This window comes from Geodermatophilus marinus, assembly GCF_003428645.1.
GTDB lineage: Bacteria > Actinomycetota > Actinomycetes > Mycobacteriales > Geodermatophilaceae > Geodermatophilus.
The window spans coordinates 1-16,189 of record NZ_QVQH01000015.1 but is presented as its reverse complement, the minus strand read 5'-3'; the positions used below and the strand labels follow the sequence as shown (position 1 = coordinate 16,189).

Annotated in this window: 16 protein-coding genes and 1 pseudogene; 6 read left to right on the top strand and 11 right to left on the bottom strand. The window is 76.4% G+C overall.

Annotated elements, in window-relative coordinates; translation table 11 throughout:
• The first annotated feature begins 13 nt into the window (after window positions 1–13).
• Window positions 14–988: an ABC transporter substrate-binding protein gene (locus D0Z06_RS16025; RefSeq protein WP_117378560.1), complete on the top strand. Its 975-nt coding sequence runs from the start codon at window positions 14–16 to the stop codon at window positions 986–988.
• A gap of 78 nt (window positions 989–1,066) precedes the next feature.
• On the opposite strand, the gene D0Z06_RS16020 is transcribed toward D0Z06_RS16025, so the two are convergent.
• Genes D0Z06_RS16020 through D0Z06_RS16005 form a run of 4 tightly spaced genes read right to left on the bottom strand, consistent with a single transcriptional unit; the run spans window position 1,067 to window position 4,572 of the window.
• On the bottom strand, window positions 1,067–1,888 hold the full coding sequence (locus tag D0Z06_RS16020; protein ID WP_117378559.1) for an ABC transporter ATP-binding protein: 822 nt from the start codon (window positions 1,886–1,888) through the stop codon (window positions 1,067–1,069).
• A 49-nt stretch (window positions 1,889–1,937) separates the two neighbouring features.
• Window positions 1,938–2,714: an ABC transporter permease gene (locus tag D0Z06_RS16015; protein ID WP_117378558.1), complete on the bottom strand. Its 777-nt coding sequence runs from the start codon at window positions 2,712–2,714 to the stop codon at window positions 1,938–1,940.
• On the bottom strand, window positions 2,711–3,571 hold the full coding sequence (locus D0Z06_RS16010; protein WP_199522359.1) for an ABC transporter permease: 861 nt from the start codon (window positions 3,569–3,571) through the stop codon (window positions 2,711–2,713). Before D0Z06_RS16010 ends, D0Z06_RS16015 begins: the two co-directional genes overlap by 4 nt.
• Window positions 3,568–4,572 carry an ABC transporter substrate-binding protein gene (locus D0Z06_RS16005; protein ID WP_199522358.1) on the bottom strand — a complete coding sequence of 335 codons (1,005 nt, stop codon included), beginning with the start codon at window positions 4,570–4,572 and terminating at the stop codon, window positions 3,568–3,570. Before D0Z06_RS16005 ends, D0Z06_RS16010 begins: the two co-directional genes overlap by 4 nt.
• 225 nt (window positions 4,573–4,797) lie before the next feature.
• Here D0Z06_RS16005 and D0Z06_RS16000 point away from each other — a divergent pair, with 225 nt between their 5' ends.
• Together D0Z06_RS16000 and D0Z06_RS15995 are read left to right on the top strand one after the other, a co-directional pair.
• Entirely contained in the window at window positions 4,798–5,616 is an 819-nt protein-coding gene (locus D0Z06_RS16000; protein ID WP_233517735.1) for an IclR family transcriptional regulator domain-containing protein, read from the top strand.
• A gap of 47 nt (window positions 5,617–5,663) precedes the next feature.
• Window positions 5,664–6,974, top strand: coding sequence for an MFS transporter (locus tag D0Z06_RS15995; RefSeq protein WP_233517734.1), 1,311 nt, complete (start codon window positions 5,664–5,666; stop codon window positions 6,972–6,974).
• A 440-nt stretch (window positions 6,975–7,414) separates the two neighbouring features.
• Here the strand turns inward: D0Z06_RS15995 and D0Z06_RS26415 are convergent.
• From D0Z06_RS26415 to pcaH, 7 genes and pseudogenes are all read right to left on the bottom strand, one after another.
• Window positions 7,415–8,416, bottom strand: a pseudogene (locus D0Z06_RS26415) (FAD-dependent monooxygenase); the annotation flags it as partial.
• A gap of 20 nt (window positions 8,417–8,436) precedes the next feature.
• Window positions 8,437–8,988, bottom strand: a complete 552-nt coding sequence (locus D0Z06_RS15985; RefSeq protein ID WP_117378555.1) for a hypothetical protein — start codon at window positions 8,986–8,988, stop codon at window positions 8,437–8,439.
• Between the two features lie 116 nt (window positions 8,989–9,104).
• Complete coding sequence (gene pcaC / locus D0Z06_RS15980; RefSeq protein WP_117378554.1) at window positions 9,105–9,539, bottom strand: 4-carboxymuconolactone decarboxylase; 435 nt, start codon at window positions 9,537–9,539, stop codon at window positions 9,105–9,107.
• Window positions 9,536–10,309 carry a 3-oxoadipate enol-lactonase gene (gene pcaD, locus D0Z06_RS15975; RefSeq protein ID WP_117378553.1) on the bottom strand — a complete coding sequence of 258 codons (774 nt, stop codon included), beginning with the start codon at window positions 10,307–10,309 and terminating at the stop codon, window positions 9,536–9,538. Before pcaD ends, pcaC begins: the two co-directional genes overlap by 4 nt.
• On the bottom strand, window positions 10,306–11,625 hold the full coding sequence (locus D0Z06_RS15970; RefSeq protein WP_117378552.1) for a lyase family protein: 1,320 nt from the start codon (window positions 11,623–11,625) through the stop codon (window positions 10,306–10,308). Before D0Z06_RS15970 ends, pcaD begins: the two co-directional genes overlap by 4 nt.
• Before the next feature lie 10 nt (window positions 11,626–11,635).
• Window positions 11,636–12,286, bottom strand: coding sequence for a protocatechuate 3,4-dioxygenase subunit alpha (gene pcaG / locus D0Z06_RS15965; RefSeq protein ID WP_117378551.1), 651 nt, complete (start codon window positions 12,284–12,286; stop codon window positions 11,636–11,638).
• Window positions 12,283–13,029: a protocatechuate 3,4-dioxygenase subunit beta gene (pcaH, locus tag D0Z06_RS15960; protein WP_117378550.1), complete on the bottom strand. Its 747-nt coding sequence runs from the start codon at window positions 13,027–13,029 to the stop codon at window positions 12,283–12,285. Before pcaH ends, pcaG begins: the two co-directional genes overlap by 4 nt.
• 103 nt (window positions 13,030–13,132) lie before the next feature.
• On the opposite strand from pcaH, the gene D0Z06_RS15955 reads away from it, so the two are divergent.
• The 3 genes from D0Z06_RS15955 to D0Z06_RS15945 form a co-directional block, all read left to right on the top strand.
• A complete protein-coding gene (locus D0Z06_RS15955; RefSeq protein WP_233517733.1) occupies window positions 13,133–13,876 on the top strand; it encodes an IclR family transcriptional regulator in 744 nt (247 codons plus the stop codon).
• A 50-nt stretch (window positions 13,877–13,926) separates the two neighbouring features.
• A complete protein-coding gene (locus tag D0Z06_RS15950; protein WP_117378548.1) occupies window positions 13,927–15,096 on the top strand; it encodes a 4-hydroxybenzoate 3-monooxygenase in 1,170 nt (389 codons plus the stop codon).
• A gap of 173 nt (window positions 15,097–15,269) precedes the next feature.
• Window positions 15,270–16,189 (top strand): DUF222 domain-containing protein (locus D0Z06_RS15945; RefSeq protein ID WP_117378547.1); only part of this gene is annotated, 920 nt, incomplete at its 3' end.

The following is a 16,189-nucleotide window of genomic DNA, read 5'->3' as shown; positions in this document are numbered from 1 at the left end:
GAGACCCGGATCGATGACTGCCCCCGAGGGCCGCCGGCGCGCAGCGCTGGCACTGGGCTGCACGGCCGCGCTGGCACTGGCCGCCTGCGGTTCCGACGACACCGGAGCCGCCGCCGGCGGAGGCGGCGGCGAGGGCGGCACCACGGCCGTGACCGTCGGCTACTTCCCGCTCGTGCACACCGCCACCGCCGTCGAGGCCCAGGAGACCGGGCTGTTCGAGGAAGCCGGCCTCGACGTCACCCTGGAGCAGACGGCGGGCGGGGCGCAGGCCATCCCCTCGCTGATCGCCGGCGAGTACGACATCACCTACGGCAACTACACCTCGGCGCTGCTGGCCGCCCAGCAGGGCCTGCCCGTCCGCATCCTCGCCGGCAACGACGTCGGCGCCGAGGACCACGCGATCATGGTGGCGTCGGACTCGCCCTACCAGTCGCCCGCCGACCTCGAGGGTGCCCGCGTCGCGGTCAACAACCTGCAGAACATCGGCACCGTCGCGGTCAACGCCGTGCTCGAGGACGCGGGGGTCGACATCTCCACGGTCGAGTACCTCGAGCTGCCCTACCCCGACATGGCCGCCGCGCTCGACGCCGGGGACGTCGACGCGATCTGGCAGGTCGAGCCCTTCCAGGCCGCCTCCTTGGCCGCCGGGCACCGCGTGCTGTTCCCGCTCTTCAGCGGCCCGGTGGAGGACATGCCGGTGGCCGGCTGGCTGACCACCGAGCAGTACGCGCAGGAGAACCCCGAGGCCGTCGAGGCCTTCCGGGAGTCCGTCGCCGAGGCGATGACCGAGCTCGACGGCAACCGGGAGCGGCTGGTCGAGCTGGTGCCGACCTACTCGCAGGTGCCCGCCGAGGTGGTCGAGCAGGTGGCGCTGCCCGCCTGGGACGCCGACGCCGACGCCGAGCAGCTGCAGGAGATGAGCGACCTGATGCTGGAGTACGGGATCATCAGCGAGGAGTTCGACGTCGAGCAGATGCTCCTCGACTGAGCGAGGGCCTCGCATTGCGGCCGCCGTCCTCACCTCCCGCGGTGAGGACGGCGGCCACCGGGCGGGGCCGCCGGGCGGTCAGCCCTGCTTGGCCAGCGAGGTCGCGCCGGCATCCCGGGACGGGGCCTCCACGGCCTCCTCGCGGGGCCGGTGGATCTGCGAGTAGACCTGCGCGCGCAGCTCGTTGAACCGGGCCGACCCGCGGGTGTTGAGCTGGTCGCGCTCGTCGGGCAGGTCGATGGCGAGGTCCTCGCGGACCACCGTCGGCGAGCTGGACAGGATGATCACCCGCTGGCCCAGGTACACCGACTCGTCGATGTCGTGCGTCACGAAGAGCACGGTCATCTTGTAGCGGTGCCACAGGTCCCGCACGAGGTCCTCGAGGTCGGCGCGGGTCTGCGCGTCGACCGCGGCGAACGGCTCGTCCATGAGCAGCACGTGCGGCTCGTAGGCGATGGCCCGGGCGATCGCCACGCGCTGCTGCATGCCGCCGGAGAGCTGCCACGGGTAGGCCGAGTGCACGTCCGCGAGGCCGACCGCGCTCAGCGACTCGTCGACGAGCTCCTTGCGCCGGGCCGCCGGCACCTTCTTCTGCTTGAGCGGCAGCTCGACGTTGTCCCGGATGGACATCCAGGGGAAGAGGCTGCGCCCGTACTCCTGGAAGACGATCGCCATGCCCGGCGGCGGGCCGTCGACCCGCTTGCCCTCCATGAGGACCTCGCCCTCGGTCGGGTCGAGCAGCCCGGACATGATCTTCAGCAGGGTCGTCTTCCCCGAACCCGACGGACCGACCAGGCAGGTGAACTCGCCCTGGCCGAGGGTGAACGTCAGGTTGCGGACGGCCTCGACGGTGCGGGACTTGCCCTCGTACACCTTCTTGACGCCGTTCACCTCGAGCATCGTGGTGCGCCTTCCGATCGGGGGGTCAGGGGCTGGCGGTGCATCGCCGTCAGCCGGCCTTCTGGGCCTTGCGCAGGCCGTGGTACCAGGCCAGCCAGCGGCTCTCGACGAGGCGGAACAGCAGGGACAGCAGGAACCCCAGGAGCCCGAGCATGATCATCCCGGCCCACATCTCCGGGATGGCGAAGCTGCGCTGGGCCTGCACGATGGCGAAGCCGAGGCCGTCGCTGGCGGCGAACAGCTCGCTGATCACCATCAGGATGATGGCGACCGACAGGCCCTGCCGGAGGCCGGCGGCGATCTGGGGGCTCGCCGAGGGCAGCACCAGGTACCGCAGCCGGGCGAACCCGGTGATCCGGTAGACCCGGGCCGTCTCGCTCTGGGTGCTGTCGACCGCCCGGACGCCCTCGGCGGTGTTGAGCAGGATCGGCCACATGCAGCCGAACGCGATGACCACGATCTTCATCGTGTTCTCGATGCCGAACACCAGCATGAGGATCGGCACGATCACCGGCGGCGGGATGGCGCGGAAGAACTCCAGCACCGGCTCCAGGAAGTCGCGCAGCCGCTTGTAGGTGCCGATCAGCACGCCGAGGGTGATGCCGACGACGGCGGCGACCAGGTACCCGGCCGCGAGCCGCAGCAGGCTGGGGACGACGTCGTCCATGAGCCGCGGGCCGAACCACTCGTCGACCAGGCTCTCGAGGATCCGCGAGAGCGGGGGGAAGTAGAAGTCGGTGCTGCCGGCCGAGGCGGTCCACCAGAGGGCGAAGAGCACCGCCGGCAGCCCCAGGAGGAAGCCGACCCGCTTGAGGACGCCGGTCACAGGGCCACCTCTCCCCGCTGGGACGGGTGCCACGACAGCGCCCGCCGCTCCACGAACCGGGCCGCGAGGTTGACCACGACCCCCAGCAGCCCGGCGACGACGACCAGCGCGTAGGAGGTGGCGATCGCCCCGCTGCTCTGCGCCACGGCCAGCCGGTTGCCGATGCCCGGGTTGCCGATGACCAGCTCGGCGGTGACCGCCAGGATCAGCGCGACCGCCGCCGACAGCCGCAGCCCGGTCATCACGTAGGGCAGCGCGGTCGGCCAGGTGACGTAGCGCACCCGGGCGAGGAACCCGAACCGGTAGGCCCGCGCGGTGTCCTGCGCGACCGGGTCGACGTCCTGCACCCCGTAGAGCACCTGGATGAGCATCTGCCAGAACGCGGCGTACACCACCAGCAGCAGCTTGCTCTCGATCGAGGTGCCGAACAGCAGCACCGCGAGCGGGATCAGCGCCACCGACGGGATCGGCCGCAGGAACTCGATGGTCGAGGCGGTCAGCTCGCGCAGCAGGTGCGAGCTGCCGATGACGATGCCGAGGACGACGCCGGCGACCGAGGCGATGGCCAGCCCCAGCGCCCAGCCCTGGATGGTGTCGAGCAGGGCGGCCCAGAAGTCCGGCTGCCCCAGCTGGTCGACCAGCGCCGAGCCGATCTCCGAGGAGGTCGGGAAGAACCGGCGCGGCAGCACGCCGATCCGCGGCAGCACCTCGAACAGGACGACCAGGGCTGCCAGCCCGAGCAGTCCGAGCAGGACCGGGGACGATGCGCGCGGCCGGCGCGACCGCCCGGTCGAGGGCTGCGCCCCCGCGGCGACGGCGCCCGGCTCGGCGCTCGTGGTGGTGGTCGGGACGGTCACGGCAGCAACTGCTCCAGGTCAGGCTGGTCGTCGATGAGCCCGTCCTCGACGGCGAGATCGGCCAGCGTCTGCACCGAGTCCCGGTTCACCTCGGCCGGCCACTGCGGCAGGACCATGGCCTCGGCCACCTCGGGCGGGATCTGCGTGTAGGTGTCGAGGATCGCACGGACGGCGTCCGGGTTCTCCTGCGCGTACTGCAGCGCCTCCTCCATCGCCGAGCTGAAGCACTCGACCGCCTCGGGGTTCTCCTGCGCGTACTGGTCGCTGGTGAAGTAGGTGGCGACGGTGAGGTCGTCGGCGGTGTCGACGAAGTTCCAGGCGACCGGCACGTTGCCCGCCGCGGTCGCCGAGGCCAGGAAGGGCTCGACCACCCAGATCGCGTCGACGTTGCCCTGCTGGAGCGCGGCCCCCATGTCGGGGAAGGCCAGCTCCACGTACTCGATGGTGGACGGGTCGCCGCCGGCCTGGCGCACCGACTCGTTGACCGTCGTCGTCCCGATGTTGTTGAGCGTGTTGACGGCGACGGTCCGGCCGGCGAGGTCGGCCGGCCCCTGGATCCCGCTGTCGGGCCGCGTCACGACCGCGCCGAAGTCGTTGCCCTGCTCGCCGGTCGAGGCCACCCCGTTGGCCACGACCTGCAGCGGCAGCCCCTGGTCGGCCGCGAGGAGGAGGGACGTGACGTTGCTGAAGCCGAACTCGAACTCCCCGCTCACCACCCCGGGGACGATCGCCGCCCCGCCCTGCCCGCTCTCCAGGCTCACCGACAGCCCGCACTCCTCGAAGAAGCCCTGGTCCACGCCGAGGTAGACCGGTGCGACGTCGACGATGGGGATGACGCCGACCGTCACCTCCTGGGGGCCGCCCCCCTCGGCGCCGGTGCCACCACCCCCGCCCCCGCCGGTGTCGTCGCCGCCGCAGGCGGCGGCCGCCAGGACCAGGGGGACCGCCGCGAGCGGGGCGAGGCGGCGGGGCAGCGGGTGGGTGGCTCCGGAACGGCGCACGGGGTCTCCCGGGAGTCGTGGACGGGCTGCGGTGTCAAGCGTTCGCGAGGCGAACCGGCGTTCTGCAGGAGAACGGAAACAGGTGACCCCGGCCACCGTCAAGCGCGCGTCACCCCGTCGTGACCTCACGAACCCCCCTCCTTGCCGCACACCCGTTCACTCTGCGCACAATGGCGCACACCACACCGGCCTCGCTCGCACGGCCGGTCGCCGGGAGGAGCCCACGTGGAGATCGCCGACGTGTCGGAGGACCGTGCCGTCCTGCCGTCCCGCGACGGCACGTTCGTGCAGTCCCTCGAGCGCGGGCTCGCGGTCATCCGCGCCTTCGACGCCGAGCACCCCCGGCTGGGCCTGTCCGAGGTGGCCCGGGCGACGGGGATGACCCGCGCCGCGGCCCGCCGGTTCCTCCTGACCCTGGTCGAGCTGGGCTACGTCCGGGTCGACGGCCGGGAGTTCTCGCTCAGCCCCCGGGTGCTCGAGCTCGGCTACGCCTACCTGTCCTCGCAGACCCTGCCGGAGGTGGCCGGGCCGCACCTGGAGGCGCTCGTCGCCCGGGTCAACGAGTCCTCCTCGGTCTCCGTCCTCGACGGCGCGGACGTCGTCTACGTGGCCCGCGTCCCCACCAAGCGGATCATGACCGTGCTCATCGCCGTCGGCACCCGGCTGCCGGCCCATCCCACCTCCATGGGGCGGGTGCTGCTGGCCGGCCTGCCGCACGCCGACCTGGCCCGCTACCTGCAGACCGCCGAGTTCCCCCGGTACACCGCGACGACGATCACCGACCCCGTGGAGCTGCGCGCCGAGGTGGAGCGCGTGCGCCGGCAGGGCTACGCCCTCGTCGACCAGGAGCTCGAGGAGGGCCTGCGCTCGGCGGCCGCGCCGGTCCGGGACGGCGACGGGCGGGTCGTCGCGGCCGTCAACGTGTCCGCGCACGCCAGCCGGACCTCGATGGCCCAGCTCGAGCACGACCTCGTCCCGGCGCTGCGCGAGACCGCCGCGGCGATCGAGGAGGACCTGCGGCGCACCCGGCGTCCCGGCTCGTGAGCGGCCCCGGTCCCGGGCGCGGCCGGGCGGCGGGGTCCGCCGGTGCCGTGGCCGCGGTCGCGCCCGCCGCCGCCCTCGTGCTGCTCGCCCTCTGCCTGCGCGGCCCCTTCTCCGCGGTCGGCCCGGTGCTGGGCGAGCTGCGCACCGAGCTGGCCGTGCCGGGGGCGGCGCTGGCGGTGCTGACCGCGCTGCCGCTGGTCTGCTTCGGCCTGGTCTCCCCCACCGCGCCCGCGATCGCGGCGCGGCTGGGCGTGCACCGGGCGGTGCTCGCCGGGGCGCTGACCCTCGTCGCCGGGCTGCTGCTGCGGCTGGCCGGCACCCCCGGGCTTTTCGCCGGGACCGTGGTGCTCACCTCGGGCATCGCGGTGGTCAACGTGCTCCTCCCGGCGGCGGTCCGCGCGGAGTACGGCGGGCGGGCCGCGCCGGTGCTGGGGGCCACGACGGCCTCGATGGCCGTGTCGGCCAGCCTCGGCGCCGGCCTGGCCCAGCCGCTGGTCGCCGCGGCCGGCGGGCCGCTCGCCGGGCTGGCGCTGTGGCTGGTCCCGGTGCTGGTCGCGACCGCGGGCGTGGCCGTGCTGGCCCTGCGGCGCCGCGGCGGTGCCGGTGCCGCCCCGCCCGGGGACCGGCTGCCCGTGCGCGCCGTGCTGCGCGACCGGGTCGCGCTGGCGGTCACCGCCTTCTTCGGGCTCCAGTCCCTCTCCTTCTACGCGATGCTCACCTGGCTGCCGGACGTGCTCACCGACGACGCGGGGCTCTCCGCGGTCGCCGCCGGCGGCCTGGTCGCGGTCGCCGCAGCCCTGGGGGCGCCCTGCGCGCTCGTCGTCCCCCCGCTGGCCGCCCGGCGCCCGGGCCAGGGGGCGTGGGTGGTCGGGTGCTGCACGCCGACGGTCGTCGCCGTCGCGGGCCTGCTGCTGGCGCCGGCCGCCGCCCCCTGGGGATGGGCACTGCTCTACGGCCTGGGCACCGGGCTGGCCTTCCCGCTGGCGATGACGCTGGTGCTGGTGCGCACCCGGGACGTCGCCCAGACCGGGCGGCTGTCGGCCGCGGCGCAGAGCGCCGGCTACCTGCTGGCGGCCTCGGGCCCGCTGGCGGTCGGGCTGCTGCACGACGCGACCGGCGCCTGGCGCCCCGGGCTGGCCCTGCTGCTGGTCCTCGCGCTGCTGCAGGTGCTCGCCGGCCTGGCCGCGGCCCGGCCCCGGCTGGTCACCGAGACCGGAGCAGCGGGCGACCGGGCTCAGCCGTCCGCCGGCGCGGCCCCCGCCGCCGACCGCTCCGCCCCGACCCGCGGGGCCGGCCCCGCGCCGACCAGCGACAGCCAGTCCCCGAGCTCGTCGGCGTCGACCCGCGCGGAGCGGTAGCCGACGAGGCCGTCGGGCCGGACGGCGACCAGCCCGGCGCCCGGCCGGTCCAGGCGGTGGACCGACACCCGCGGGCCGGCGACCGCGGACCCGGGCACCGGGGCGTCCCGGTCGAGCAGGACGTGCACCCCGGGGCGGGCCAGCAGCTCGTGCAGCCGCCGCTCCCGGCCGTCGCGGACCACCGCCGCGTCCGGGAGGCGGTCCCCGGCCCGCGGCCCCCGCGTCCGCCGCGCCGCCCCCTCGGCCGACAGCGGGCTCCCGCGGGCCCCGGCGCGCAGCTGGGCCAGCACGCGGAACGCCTCGGCGACCAGCCGGCGGCGCCCGAGCACCAGCGGCACCGCGGGGGCGGCCAGCGGGGCCAGGGAGCCGCGCAGCGCCGACGGGACGGGCCCCGTGCCCGACTCGGCCCAGAACAGCAGGTGGGTGAGCGCGAGGACCCGGTGCGCCGCGGGGCGGCGTTCGGCGTCGTAGGAGCCCAGCAGCAGGTCGGGGTCGCGGCTGCCCGGGGCGAGGGCGAGCCGCCAGCCGAGACCGGCGGCGTCGTGCAGGCCGGTGTTCATCCCCTGCCCGCCCGCGGGCGAGGAGGCGTGCGCGGCGTCCCCGGCCAGGAACAGCCGGCCGCGGCGGAACGTCGTGGCCACCCGGTGCTGCAGGCGGACGGCGCTCGACCACGGGACGTCGGTGACCCGGAACGGCAGCCCCGCCTCGTCGACGAGGGCCTGCAGCACCTCGCGGGGCACCCGCGGCCCCGGGCGGCCGGGCGGCAGCGCCGGGGCGGTGACCGGGCGGGTCGCGAGCAGGCGCCAGGGCGCGCCCTCCCCGAGGGCGAACAGGAAGAGCAGCCCACGCCGCCCGGCGACGACGTGCGCGACCCCGGGCGCGAGCGGCCCCGTGCCGTCGACGTCGGCGAGCACGACCTCGCGGTCGTAGGTCCCGCCGCGCCAGCCGATCCGGGCGCGGGCGCGCACCGTGCTCTCCACGCCGTCGCAGCCGGCGACCGCCGGGCAGTCCACCTCCTCGGTGCTGGCCGGGGTGGCCAGGCGCGCGCGGGCGACCGGGCCGAGGTCGGTGACGTCGACCAGCTCGGTGCCCCGCTCGACGCCGACCCCCCGCTCGGCCAGCGCGTCGGCCAGCACGGACTCGACGTCCGCCTGGCGGACGAACGTCAGGTGCGGGAAGGCGGTGTCCGGCAGGTCGAGGCCGGCCAGCCGGACCGGGACCACCCGGCGGCCCAGGTGCAGCCGCGCCTCCGGCGCGGTGTCGGCGCGGGCGAGCAGCTCACCGGTGACGCCCAGCGGGCGGAGCAGCTCGAGGGTCCGCACGTGCAGCATGAGGGCGCGGGAGGGGCGGAAGACCTCGGTCCGCCGCTCCACCACGCGGACGCGGGCCCCGTGGTCGTGCGCCTGCAGGGCGAGGGCCAGGCCGGTCGGCCCCGCCCCCACCACGAGGACGTCGGGCGCGGTCACGCCGCGGCCACCGGGCGCCACCACTCCCCGCCCCCTCCCCGCCCGGGGCCGGCCAGCAGGTCCGCGCGGCGCAGGCCGGGCAGCACCCGGTAGCCGATCGACCCCGGAACGCTGACGAGGGCGAGGACCCGCCACAGCGCCCGCGCGTACGCCTCCGCCCGCGCCGCGCCGTCCCACTCGTACAGGCCGCGGTAGACGCCGAGCTCGTCGGCGGCCAGCCACAGCTTGGACACGTAGCCGGGGAAGCCCACGAACAGCGGGGTGTTGAGCAGGCTCTCGGCCCGGAAGAGCCGGTGCGCCCGCGCACCCCGGACGGCGCGCAGCCGGAACTCCACCACCAGGCCGCACGGGTCCGCCGGGGGCGGGCGGTCCAGCACGGTGTCCCGGTAGACCCGGGACGTCGTGCCGTCGGCGAACCGGATCCGCCGGCCCACCTCGCCGTCGGGCAGGTGCACCCGGCCCCGCGCCAGGAGCGCGGTGGAGGTGAGCACGCACCGGGCGACGGCGGCCCACGCGGTGCGCCTGGGCAGGGGCTGCTGCGGGTCCACGGGGTCCTCCGGCGGGGACGGCGGCCTTCCGGGAGCCACGCTCCCCCGGGGCGCCGCCCGCCCGGGAGGGCGCAAGGGCCCGGCCGGGTGGGTCCCTCGCCCCCCGCGGTGGCGCCCTACGCCGTGCCGGGGCTCTCCGCGGCGGATCCGGCACCGGCGTCCCGGAGCTCGTCGAGGATCGGGCCGGCGACCTTGAACGCGTGGTTGGCCGCGGGCACGCCGGCGTAGACGGCCGCGTGCTGGAGCACCTCGGCGATCTCCTCGTCGGTGAGGCCGTTGTTCCTCGCCGCCCGCACGTGCAGGGCGAACTCGTCCCAGTGCCGCAGCGCGACGGTGATCGACAGCGTCATGAGGCTGCGGTCGCGGCGGGACAGCCCCGGCCGCTGCCAGACGTCGCCCCAGGCCACCCGGGTGATGAAGTCCTGGAACCCGGCGGTGAACGGCGTGGTGCCGGCGACGGCGCGGTCCACCCACGCGTCGCCGAGCACCTCCCGCCGGGTGCGCATCCCGGCCTCGCGGCGGGTGTCGTCGGTGGCCGGCCGGTCGCTCACCGCCCGCCCCCCTCGAGGTGGGCCAGCAGGGCGCCGGTGACCTGCAGCGGCTGCTCCAGGTTGGGCAGGTGCGCCCCCGGGCTGACGCGCAGCAGCTCGGCGCCGGCGATGCCCGCGGCGACGGCCTCCTGGTGCTCGGGGGGCAGGGCGGGGTCCTCGCTGCCGGAGACGACCAGCGTGGGCGCGGTGATCCGGGCGAGGTCGGCGCGCAGGTCGACGGCGGAGACGACCTCGGCGCAGGCGGCGTAGCCCTCGTCGTCGCAGCCGGCGATCATGGCTTCCAGCCGGGCGACGAGGTCCGGGTGCCCGGCCGCGTACGGCGGGGTCAGCCAGCGGGCCACGACGGTCGGCGCGAAGGAGGCCGTGCCCTCGGCGCGGGCCGCGGCGGCCCGGTCGAGGAAGCCCTGCGGCTCGGTCCGCGCCGAGGTCGCCAGCAGCGCGAGCCGGTCCACCCGGCCCGGCTCGCGCGCGGCCATCCGCATCGCCGTCATCCCGCCCAGCGACAGCCCGGTCACGTGCGCGCGGGCCACGCCGAGGCGGTCGAGCAGCGCGACGACGTCGTCCACCAGGTCGTCGAGCGCGTAGGGCCCGGGCGGGGCCGGGGAGTCGCCGTGCCCGCGGGTGTCGTAGGTGACCACGCGGAAGCGCTCGGCCAGCGCGGGGACCTGGGGGTCCCACATGCCCCGGGTCGCCCCGAGGGAGTTGGAGAGGACGACGACCGGCGCGTCGGCCGGCCCCTCCTCGCTGCAGGAGACCTCGACGGCTGTCATGCCTTCCCTTCCGTGAGCTGCTCGTGCTGGGCCAGGGCGGCGTCCACCTGGGCGCCGGCCTCCCCCACGTCGTGCGCGGCGGCGGCCAGCACGGCGGCGGGGTCGACGTCGGTGCGGCCGGCGACGAGGTCGGCCAGGGGGCGGCCGGTCTCCCGGGCCTCCCGGACGGCGGCGGCCGCGGCGTCCTGCGCCGGGCCCCTCCCGAGGGCCGGGGTCAGGGCGTCGGCCAGGGCGCCGCTGAGCGGGCCCTCGGCGGCCGCGGCGGCGGTGGCGGCCATGCGGGCCGGGTCGGGGCGCAGCCCGCGCAGGCTCTCGGCCAGCCAGGACGCCGCCGACCCGACGGTGGTGAGCAGCCCGGTCAGCGCCGGCCACTCGCTGTGCCAGGCGCCGGCCGCCCGCTCGTGCTCCTGCTCCATGGCCGCCAGCAGGGTGGCGACCAGGCCCGGGGCCCGGCGGGCGCAGGCGCGGGCGGAGATCGCGGCGACCGGGTTGTTCTTGTGCGGCATCGCCGACGAGCCGCCCCGCCCCTCGGCCACCTCCGCGACCTCGGCGACCTCGGACTGGGCCAGGAGCACGACGTCGACCGCCACGGTGGCGACGACGCCGGCGGCCGCGCCGAGCGCCCCGGCGAGGTCGGCGACCGGGAGCCGCACGGTGTGCCAGGGCAGCGCGGTGGTCTCCAGCCCCAGCTCGGCGGCGAGGGCGTCGCGGACGGCGGTCGAGGAGCCGGCCAGGGTGCCGACCGCCCCGCCGTACTGCACGGGCAGCGAGGCCACCACCTCGGCCAGCCGCTCGCGGGCGCCGTCCAGCCCGGCGAGCCAGCCGGCGGCCTTGAGCCCGAACGTGGTGGGCAGCCCCTGCTGCAGGAGCGTGCGGCCGGCGACCACGTCGTCCCGGTGGGTGCGCGCGAGGCCGGCGGCGAGGCCGGCCGCGGCGGCCAGGTCGGCGTCGACCGCCCCGACCGCGTCGCGGGCGAGCAGCACCAGGGCGGTGTCCAGGACGTCCTGGCTGGTCGCACCGACGTGCACCGCCCGCGCGTGCTGCCCGCCGACCGCCTCCAGCAGCGCCCGCACCAGCGGCGGCACCGGGTTGCCGGCGTCGGCCGCCCGCGCCACCACGGTGGCGAGGTCGAGGCGGGAGGGGTCGGCGCAGGCCGCGGTGACCGCGTCGGCGGCGGTCGCCGGCACCAGCCCGGTGCGGGCGGCGGCGCGGGCGAGCGCGGCCTCGACGGCGAGCAGGGCCCGGAACCAGGCGTCGTCGGAGACGGCGGCCGCCGCCCCGCCGCGGGCGAAGGTGCCGGCGAACAGACCTGTCACGGTCCTCTTCCTACAGGTCGAAGAAGACCGTCTCCCGCTCACCCTGCAGGTGGATGTCCAGCCGGTACCCGTCGTCGGCGGGCACGGCCAGCAGCGTGCCGCGGCGGTCCTCCGGCAGCGCGGCCAGCACCGGGTCCCCGGCGTTGGCCTCGGCCTCGTCGGCGAAGTAGACGCGGGTGACGACGCGGTCGAGCAGCCCCCGGGCGAAGACGCTGACGTCGACGTGCGGCGCCTGCAGGCCCCCATCGCCGTCGGGCACCCGGCCCGGCTTGAGCGTGAAGACCGCGTACTCACCGGTGGTCGTCTGCGACCGGGCGTAGCCGCGGAACCCGGGGTGGTGCGCCGCGCCGCGGGGGTCCTCGCGCGAGGGGAAACCGCCGTCCGGGTCGGCCTGCCAGGTCTCCACCATCGCGTCGGGCACGACCTCCCCGGCGCCGTCGAGCACCCGGCCGCGGATCCAGATGCCGCCCTCGGCGCCCTCGGCGGCGGCCCAGACGCCGTCGGGCCAGGTCAGGCCGATGGCCAGGTAGGGGCCGACGGTCGCGCTCGGCGTGGTGCCCAGCCGGAAGGGCTCGGTCAGGAAGCCGGTGCCGCGCTGCCCCGAGCGGGGCTGGAACGGCGTGGGGGGGTCCGGCGGCACGTCGAGGGGGTCCACGGTCACGCGACATCTCCGTCGTCGTCGGTCTCGAACGGGGTCTGCTCCCGGCCGCGCAGCACGATGTCCCACCGGAAGGCCAGCGCCCAGTTGTCCTGCGTCCGCTCGAGGGAGAACCGGCTGACCGCGCGGTGCCGCGCCGCCACCGGGATCGCGTTGTAGATCGGGTCCTGGCCGAACAGCGGGTCGTCCGGGAAGTACATCTGGGTGACCAGGCGCTGGGTGAAGGCCCGGCCGAAGAGGCTGAAGTGGATGTGCGCCGGCCGCCAGGCGTTGTGGTGGTTGCCCCACGGGTAGGCGCCGGGCTTGACGGTCAGGAACTCGTAGCGGCCCAGGCCGTCGGTGACCACGCGCCCCAGCCCGTCGAAGTGCGGGTCCAGCGGCGCCGGCCAGTTGTCGACGACGTGCCGGTACCGGCCGGCCGCGTTGGCCTGCCAGACCTCGACCAGCGCGCCCGGCACGGGGCGGCCGTCGCTGTCGAGCACCCGGCCGTGGACGAGGATCCGCTGCCCCACCGCCTCGCCGCCGTTGCGCCAGGTCAGGTCGGCGTCGTGCGGCAGCACGCGGTCCTCGCCCAGCACCGGGCCGGTGGTCTCGGTCAACCGGTGCGGCAGGTCGACCGGCGTCCGCAGCGGGGCGCGCAGCGCGGTGCTGCGGTAGTCGGGGAAACCGACGGGGGTGCGCAGCGACGGGTCCTCGCGCAGGTACCTCGGGAGGACGACCCGGCTGCCGGCTGTGGTCCCGGTCATGCCGGGAAACGTACGACCGGGCGTTACGCTGCCCAAGCCGGGACTTCCGGCCAGTGGGAACGAGGTCGTGGTGGCCGGAGGCGGTGCGTCGGCGGGGCGGTCGGTGACCGCCCGCGCGCTCGCCGTCCTCGACGCCTTCGACGCCGATGCGCCCCGGCTGACCCTCTCGGAGGTCGCCGCGCGCACGGGCACCCCGCTGTCGACGGCGCACCGGCTGCTCGGCGAGCTGACCGGGTGGGGGGCGCTGGCCCGCCGGCCCGACGGCCGCTACGAGATCGGCCGCAAGCTCTGGGACCTCGGCCTGCTGGCCCCCGTCCAGCTGGAGCTGCGCCAGGTGGCCGCCCCCTTCCTGCTCGACGTGCACACCGCCACCCGCGACACCGTGCACCTCGCGGTGCGCGACGGTCGCTGCGCCCTCTACGTCGAGCGGATCTCCGGGCGCGAGTCCGTGCCCGTGGTCAGCCAGGTGGGCAGCCGGCTCCCGCTGCACGCCACCGGTGTCGGCAAGGTGCTGCTCGCCGCGGCGCCGGACGACGTGGTGGAGGCAGTGCTGCGCCACCTCACCCGGGAGACGCCGCACACGGTCGTCGACCCGGGGCGGCTGCGGCGGGAGATCGGCGAGGTCCGCCGCCGGGGGTTCGCGCGGACGGCGGAGGAGATGTCGCTGGGGACGCTGTCGATCGCCGTCCCCGTCCGGGCCGAGCGCGGGGGCACCCCCGTGGTCGCGGCGGCCCTGGGCATCGTCGTCCCCAGCCACCGGCGCGACCTCGCGCGGCTGGCCCCGGTGCTCGAGGTGGCCGCCCGCGGCATCGGGCGGGAGCTGTCCCGGGGGCCGGACTTCCGCTGAGCGGGAGAGCTCGGTGGCCCCGGGCTCGTCCCGGCGGTCACACTCGGGCCGTGCGTACACAGGTGGGGATCATCGGGGCCGGCCCGGCCGGCCTGCTGCTGTCGCGGCTGCTGCACCTGCAGGGCATCGACTCGGTGGTGCTGGAGAACCGGTCGCGGGAGTACGTCGAGGCCCGCATCCGGGCGGGCATCCTCGAGCAGCACACCGTCGACACGCTGACCGACGCGGGGCTCGGCGACCGGCTGCACCGCGAGGGGCTGGAGCACCACGGCGTCTACCTGCAGTACCCGGGCACCCGGCACGAGCTCGACTTCCCGGCGCTGTGCGACCGCACGGTGTGGGTCTACGGGCAGACCGAGGTCACCAAGGACCTCATCGCGGCGCAGCTGGACGGCGGCCCGCCCCTGCTCTTCGAGGTCTCCGACGTGCAGGTCGAGGACGTCGACGGCGAGTCGCCGCGGATCCGGTTCACCGACGCCGACGGCGCGGCCCAGGTGCTCGAGTGCGACGTGGTGGCCGGCACGGACGGCTTCCACGGCGTCTCCCGGCCGGTCGTCCAGCAGGCCGGCGGGCGGGTGTGGGAGCGCACCTACCCCTACGCGTGGCTCGGCATCCTGGCCGACGCCGCACCCGCCACCGACGAGCTGATCTACGCCTGGCACCCCGAGGGCTTCGGGCTGTACTCGATGCGCTCGCCCACGGTGTCGCGGCTCTACCTGCAGGTCGACCCGTCGGAGAAGATCGAGGACTGGTCCGACGACCGGATCTGGGACGCGCTGGACACCCGTTTCGCCCACGAGGGCTGGTCGGTCAACCGCGGCCCGGTCACCGAGAAGTCGATCCTGCCGATGCGCTCGTTCGTCAGCGCCCCGATGCGCCGCGGCCGGCTGTTCCTCGCCGGGGACGCCGCGCACATCGTGCCCCCCACCGGCGCCAAGGGCCTCAACCTGGCCGTCGCCGACGTCACCCTGCTGGCCACGGCGCTGGTGCGGCTGCTGCAGGAGAAGGAGACCGACCTGGTCGACTCCTACTCCGACCGCGCGCTGGCCCGCGTCTGGCGGTGCACCCACTTCTCCTGGTGGATGACCTCGATGCTGCACACCTCCGGGGACGACTTCGACGCCGAGCTGCAGCTCTCCCAGCTGCGGCGGGTGTGCTCGTCGGAGGCCGCGGCGCGGGAGCTCGCGGAGAACTACACCGGCCTGCCCATCGACGGCTGAGGTCCGCCGCCGGCGCCCGCTCTCGCGGCCGGCCGCCGCACTCGCACACCGCTGCTCGGCGGTCGCGGACGCTGCTGCCCGCCCGCTGCGCCGGGGACCGGACGACGCGGAATTCCCCGGAAGGTGCTGGTCAGCGGCCGGTTTCTGTCGTACCCCCGGCCTAGCGTGCGGGCATGGCGATCGGGGCGCGGTACGAGGTCGGGGTGATGGTGACCCCGCTCGACCCGCGCCCGTCGGAGTGGGAGCCGGCCGACCCCGATCCGCTGCCGGCCGGGCCGCTGGCCGGCTGGCTGCCGCCGCGGCGGGACGCCGCGGAGAACGCCCGGCTGCTGCAGCAGCTGATCGCCGCCGAGGCGGTGCTGGCCGGGCCGAAGGTCGAGCTGGTCGCGGCGCTGGCCGCCGACCGGCCCGCGGTGCACGACCGGCCGGCCGGAGCGCCGGGCGCCGCCGGCCCCGACGCCGACCCGGCCGGGGCGCCCGGCCCGCCCGAGGGGGTCAGCGAGTTCTTCGGCGACGAGCTGGCGGTCATCCTCAACTGCTCGCGCACCGCCGCCACCGTGCTCACCGACGAGGCGCTCACGCTCACCGAGCGGCTGCCGGCCACCCGCGCGGCGCTGGCCGGCGGGCGGCTGGACTGGCCGCGGGCCCGGGCCATCGCCCGCGAGCTGGGCTGGCCGGCCCGGGCCACCGGCCCGCGGATCATCGCCGCGGTCGAGGCCGCGGTGCTGCCGCACGCCGGCGACTGGTCGGTGTCCCGGCTGCGGGCGGCGGTGCGCCGCGAACTGACCGCCCGCGACGCCGACCCGGCCGAGCGCCGCCGCCGCGACGCCGAGCGCGCCGCCGATGTGAAGGCTCGTGCGGCCGGGGACGGCATGGGCGACCTGGTCGCCCGGCTGCCCTGGCCGCTGGCCCGCGCCTGCCGCGGTGTCCTGGACGCGCACGCCCGCGCCGCGCGGGCCGCCGGTGACGCCCGCCCGCTCGGGCAGCTGCGGGTGGCCGCGCTGGCCGACCTGGTGCTGCGCCCCTGGGCGGTGGACGCCGAGCCGGTGGCGGTGCACCTGCAGCTCACCGCACCCCTGGACGCGCTGAGCCC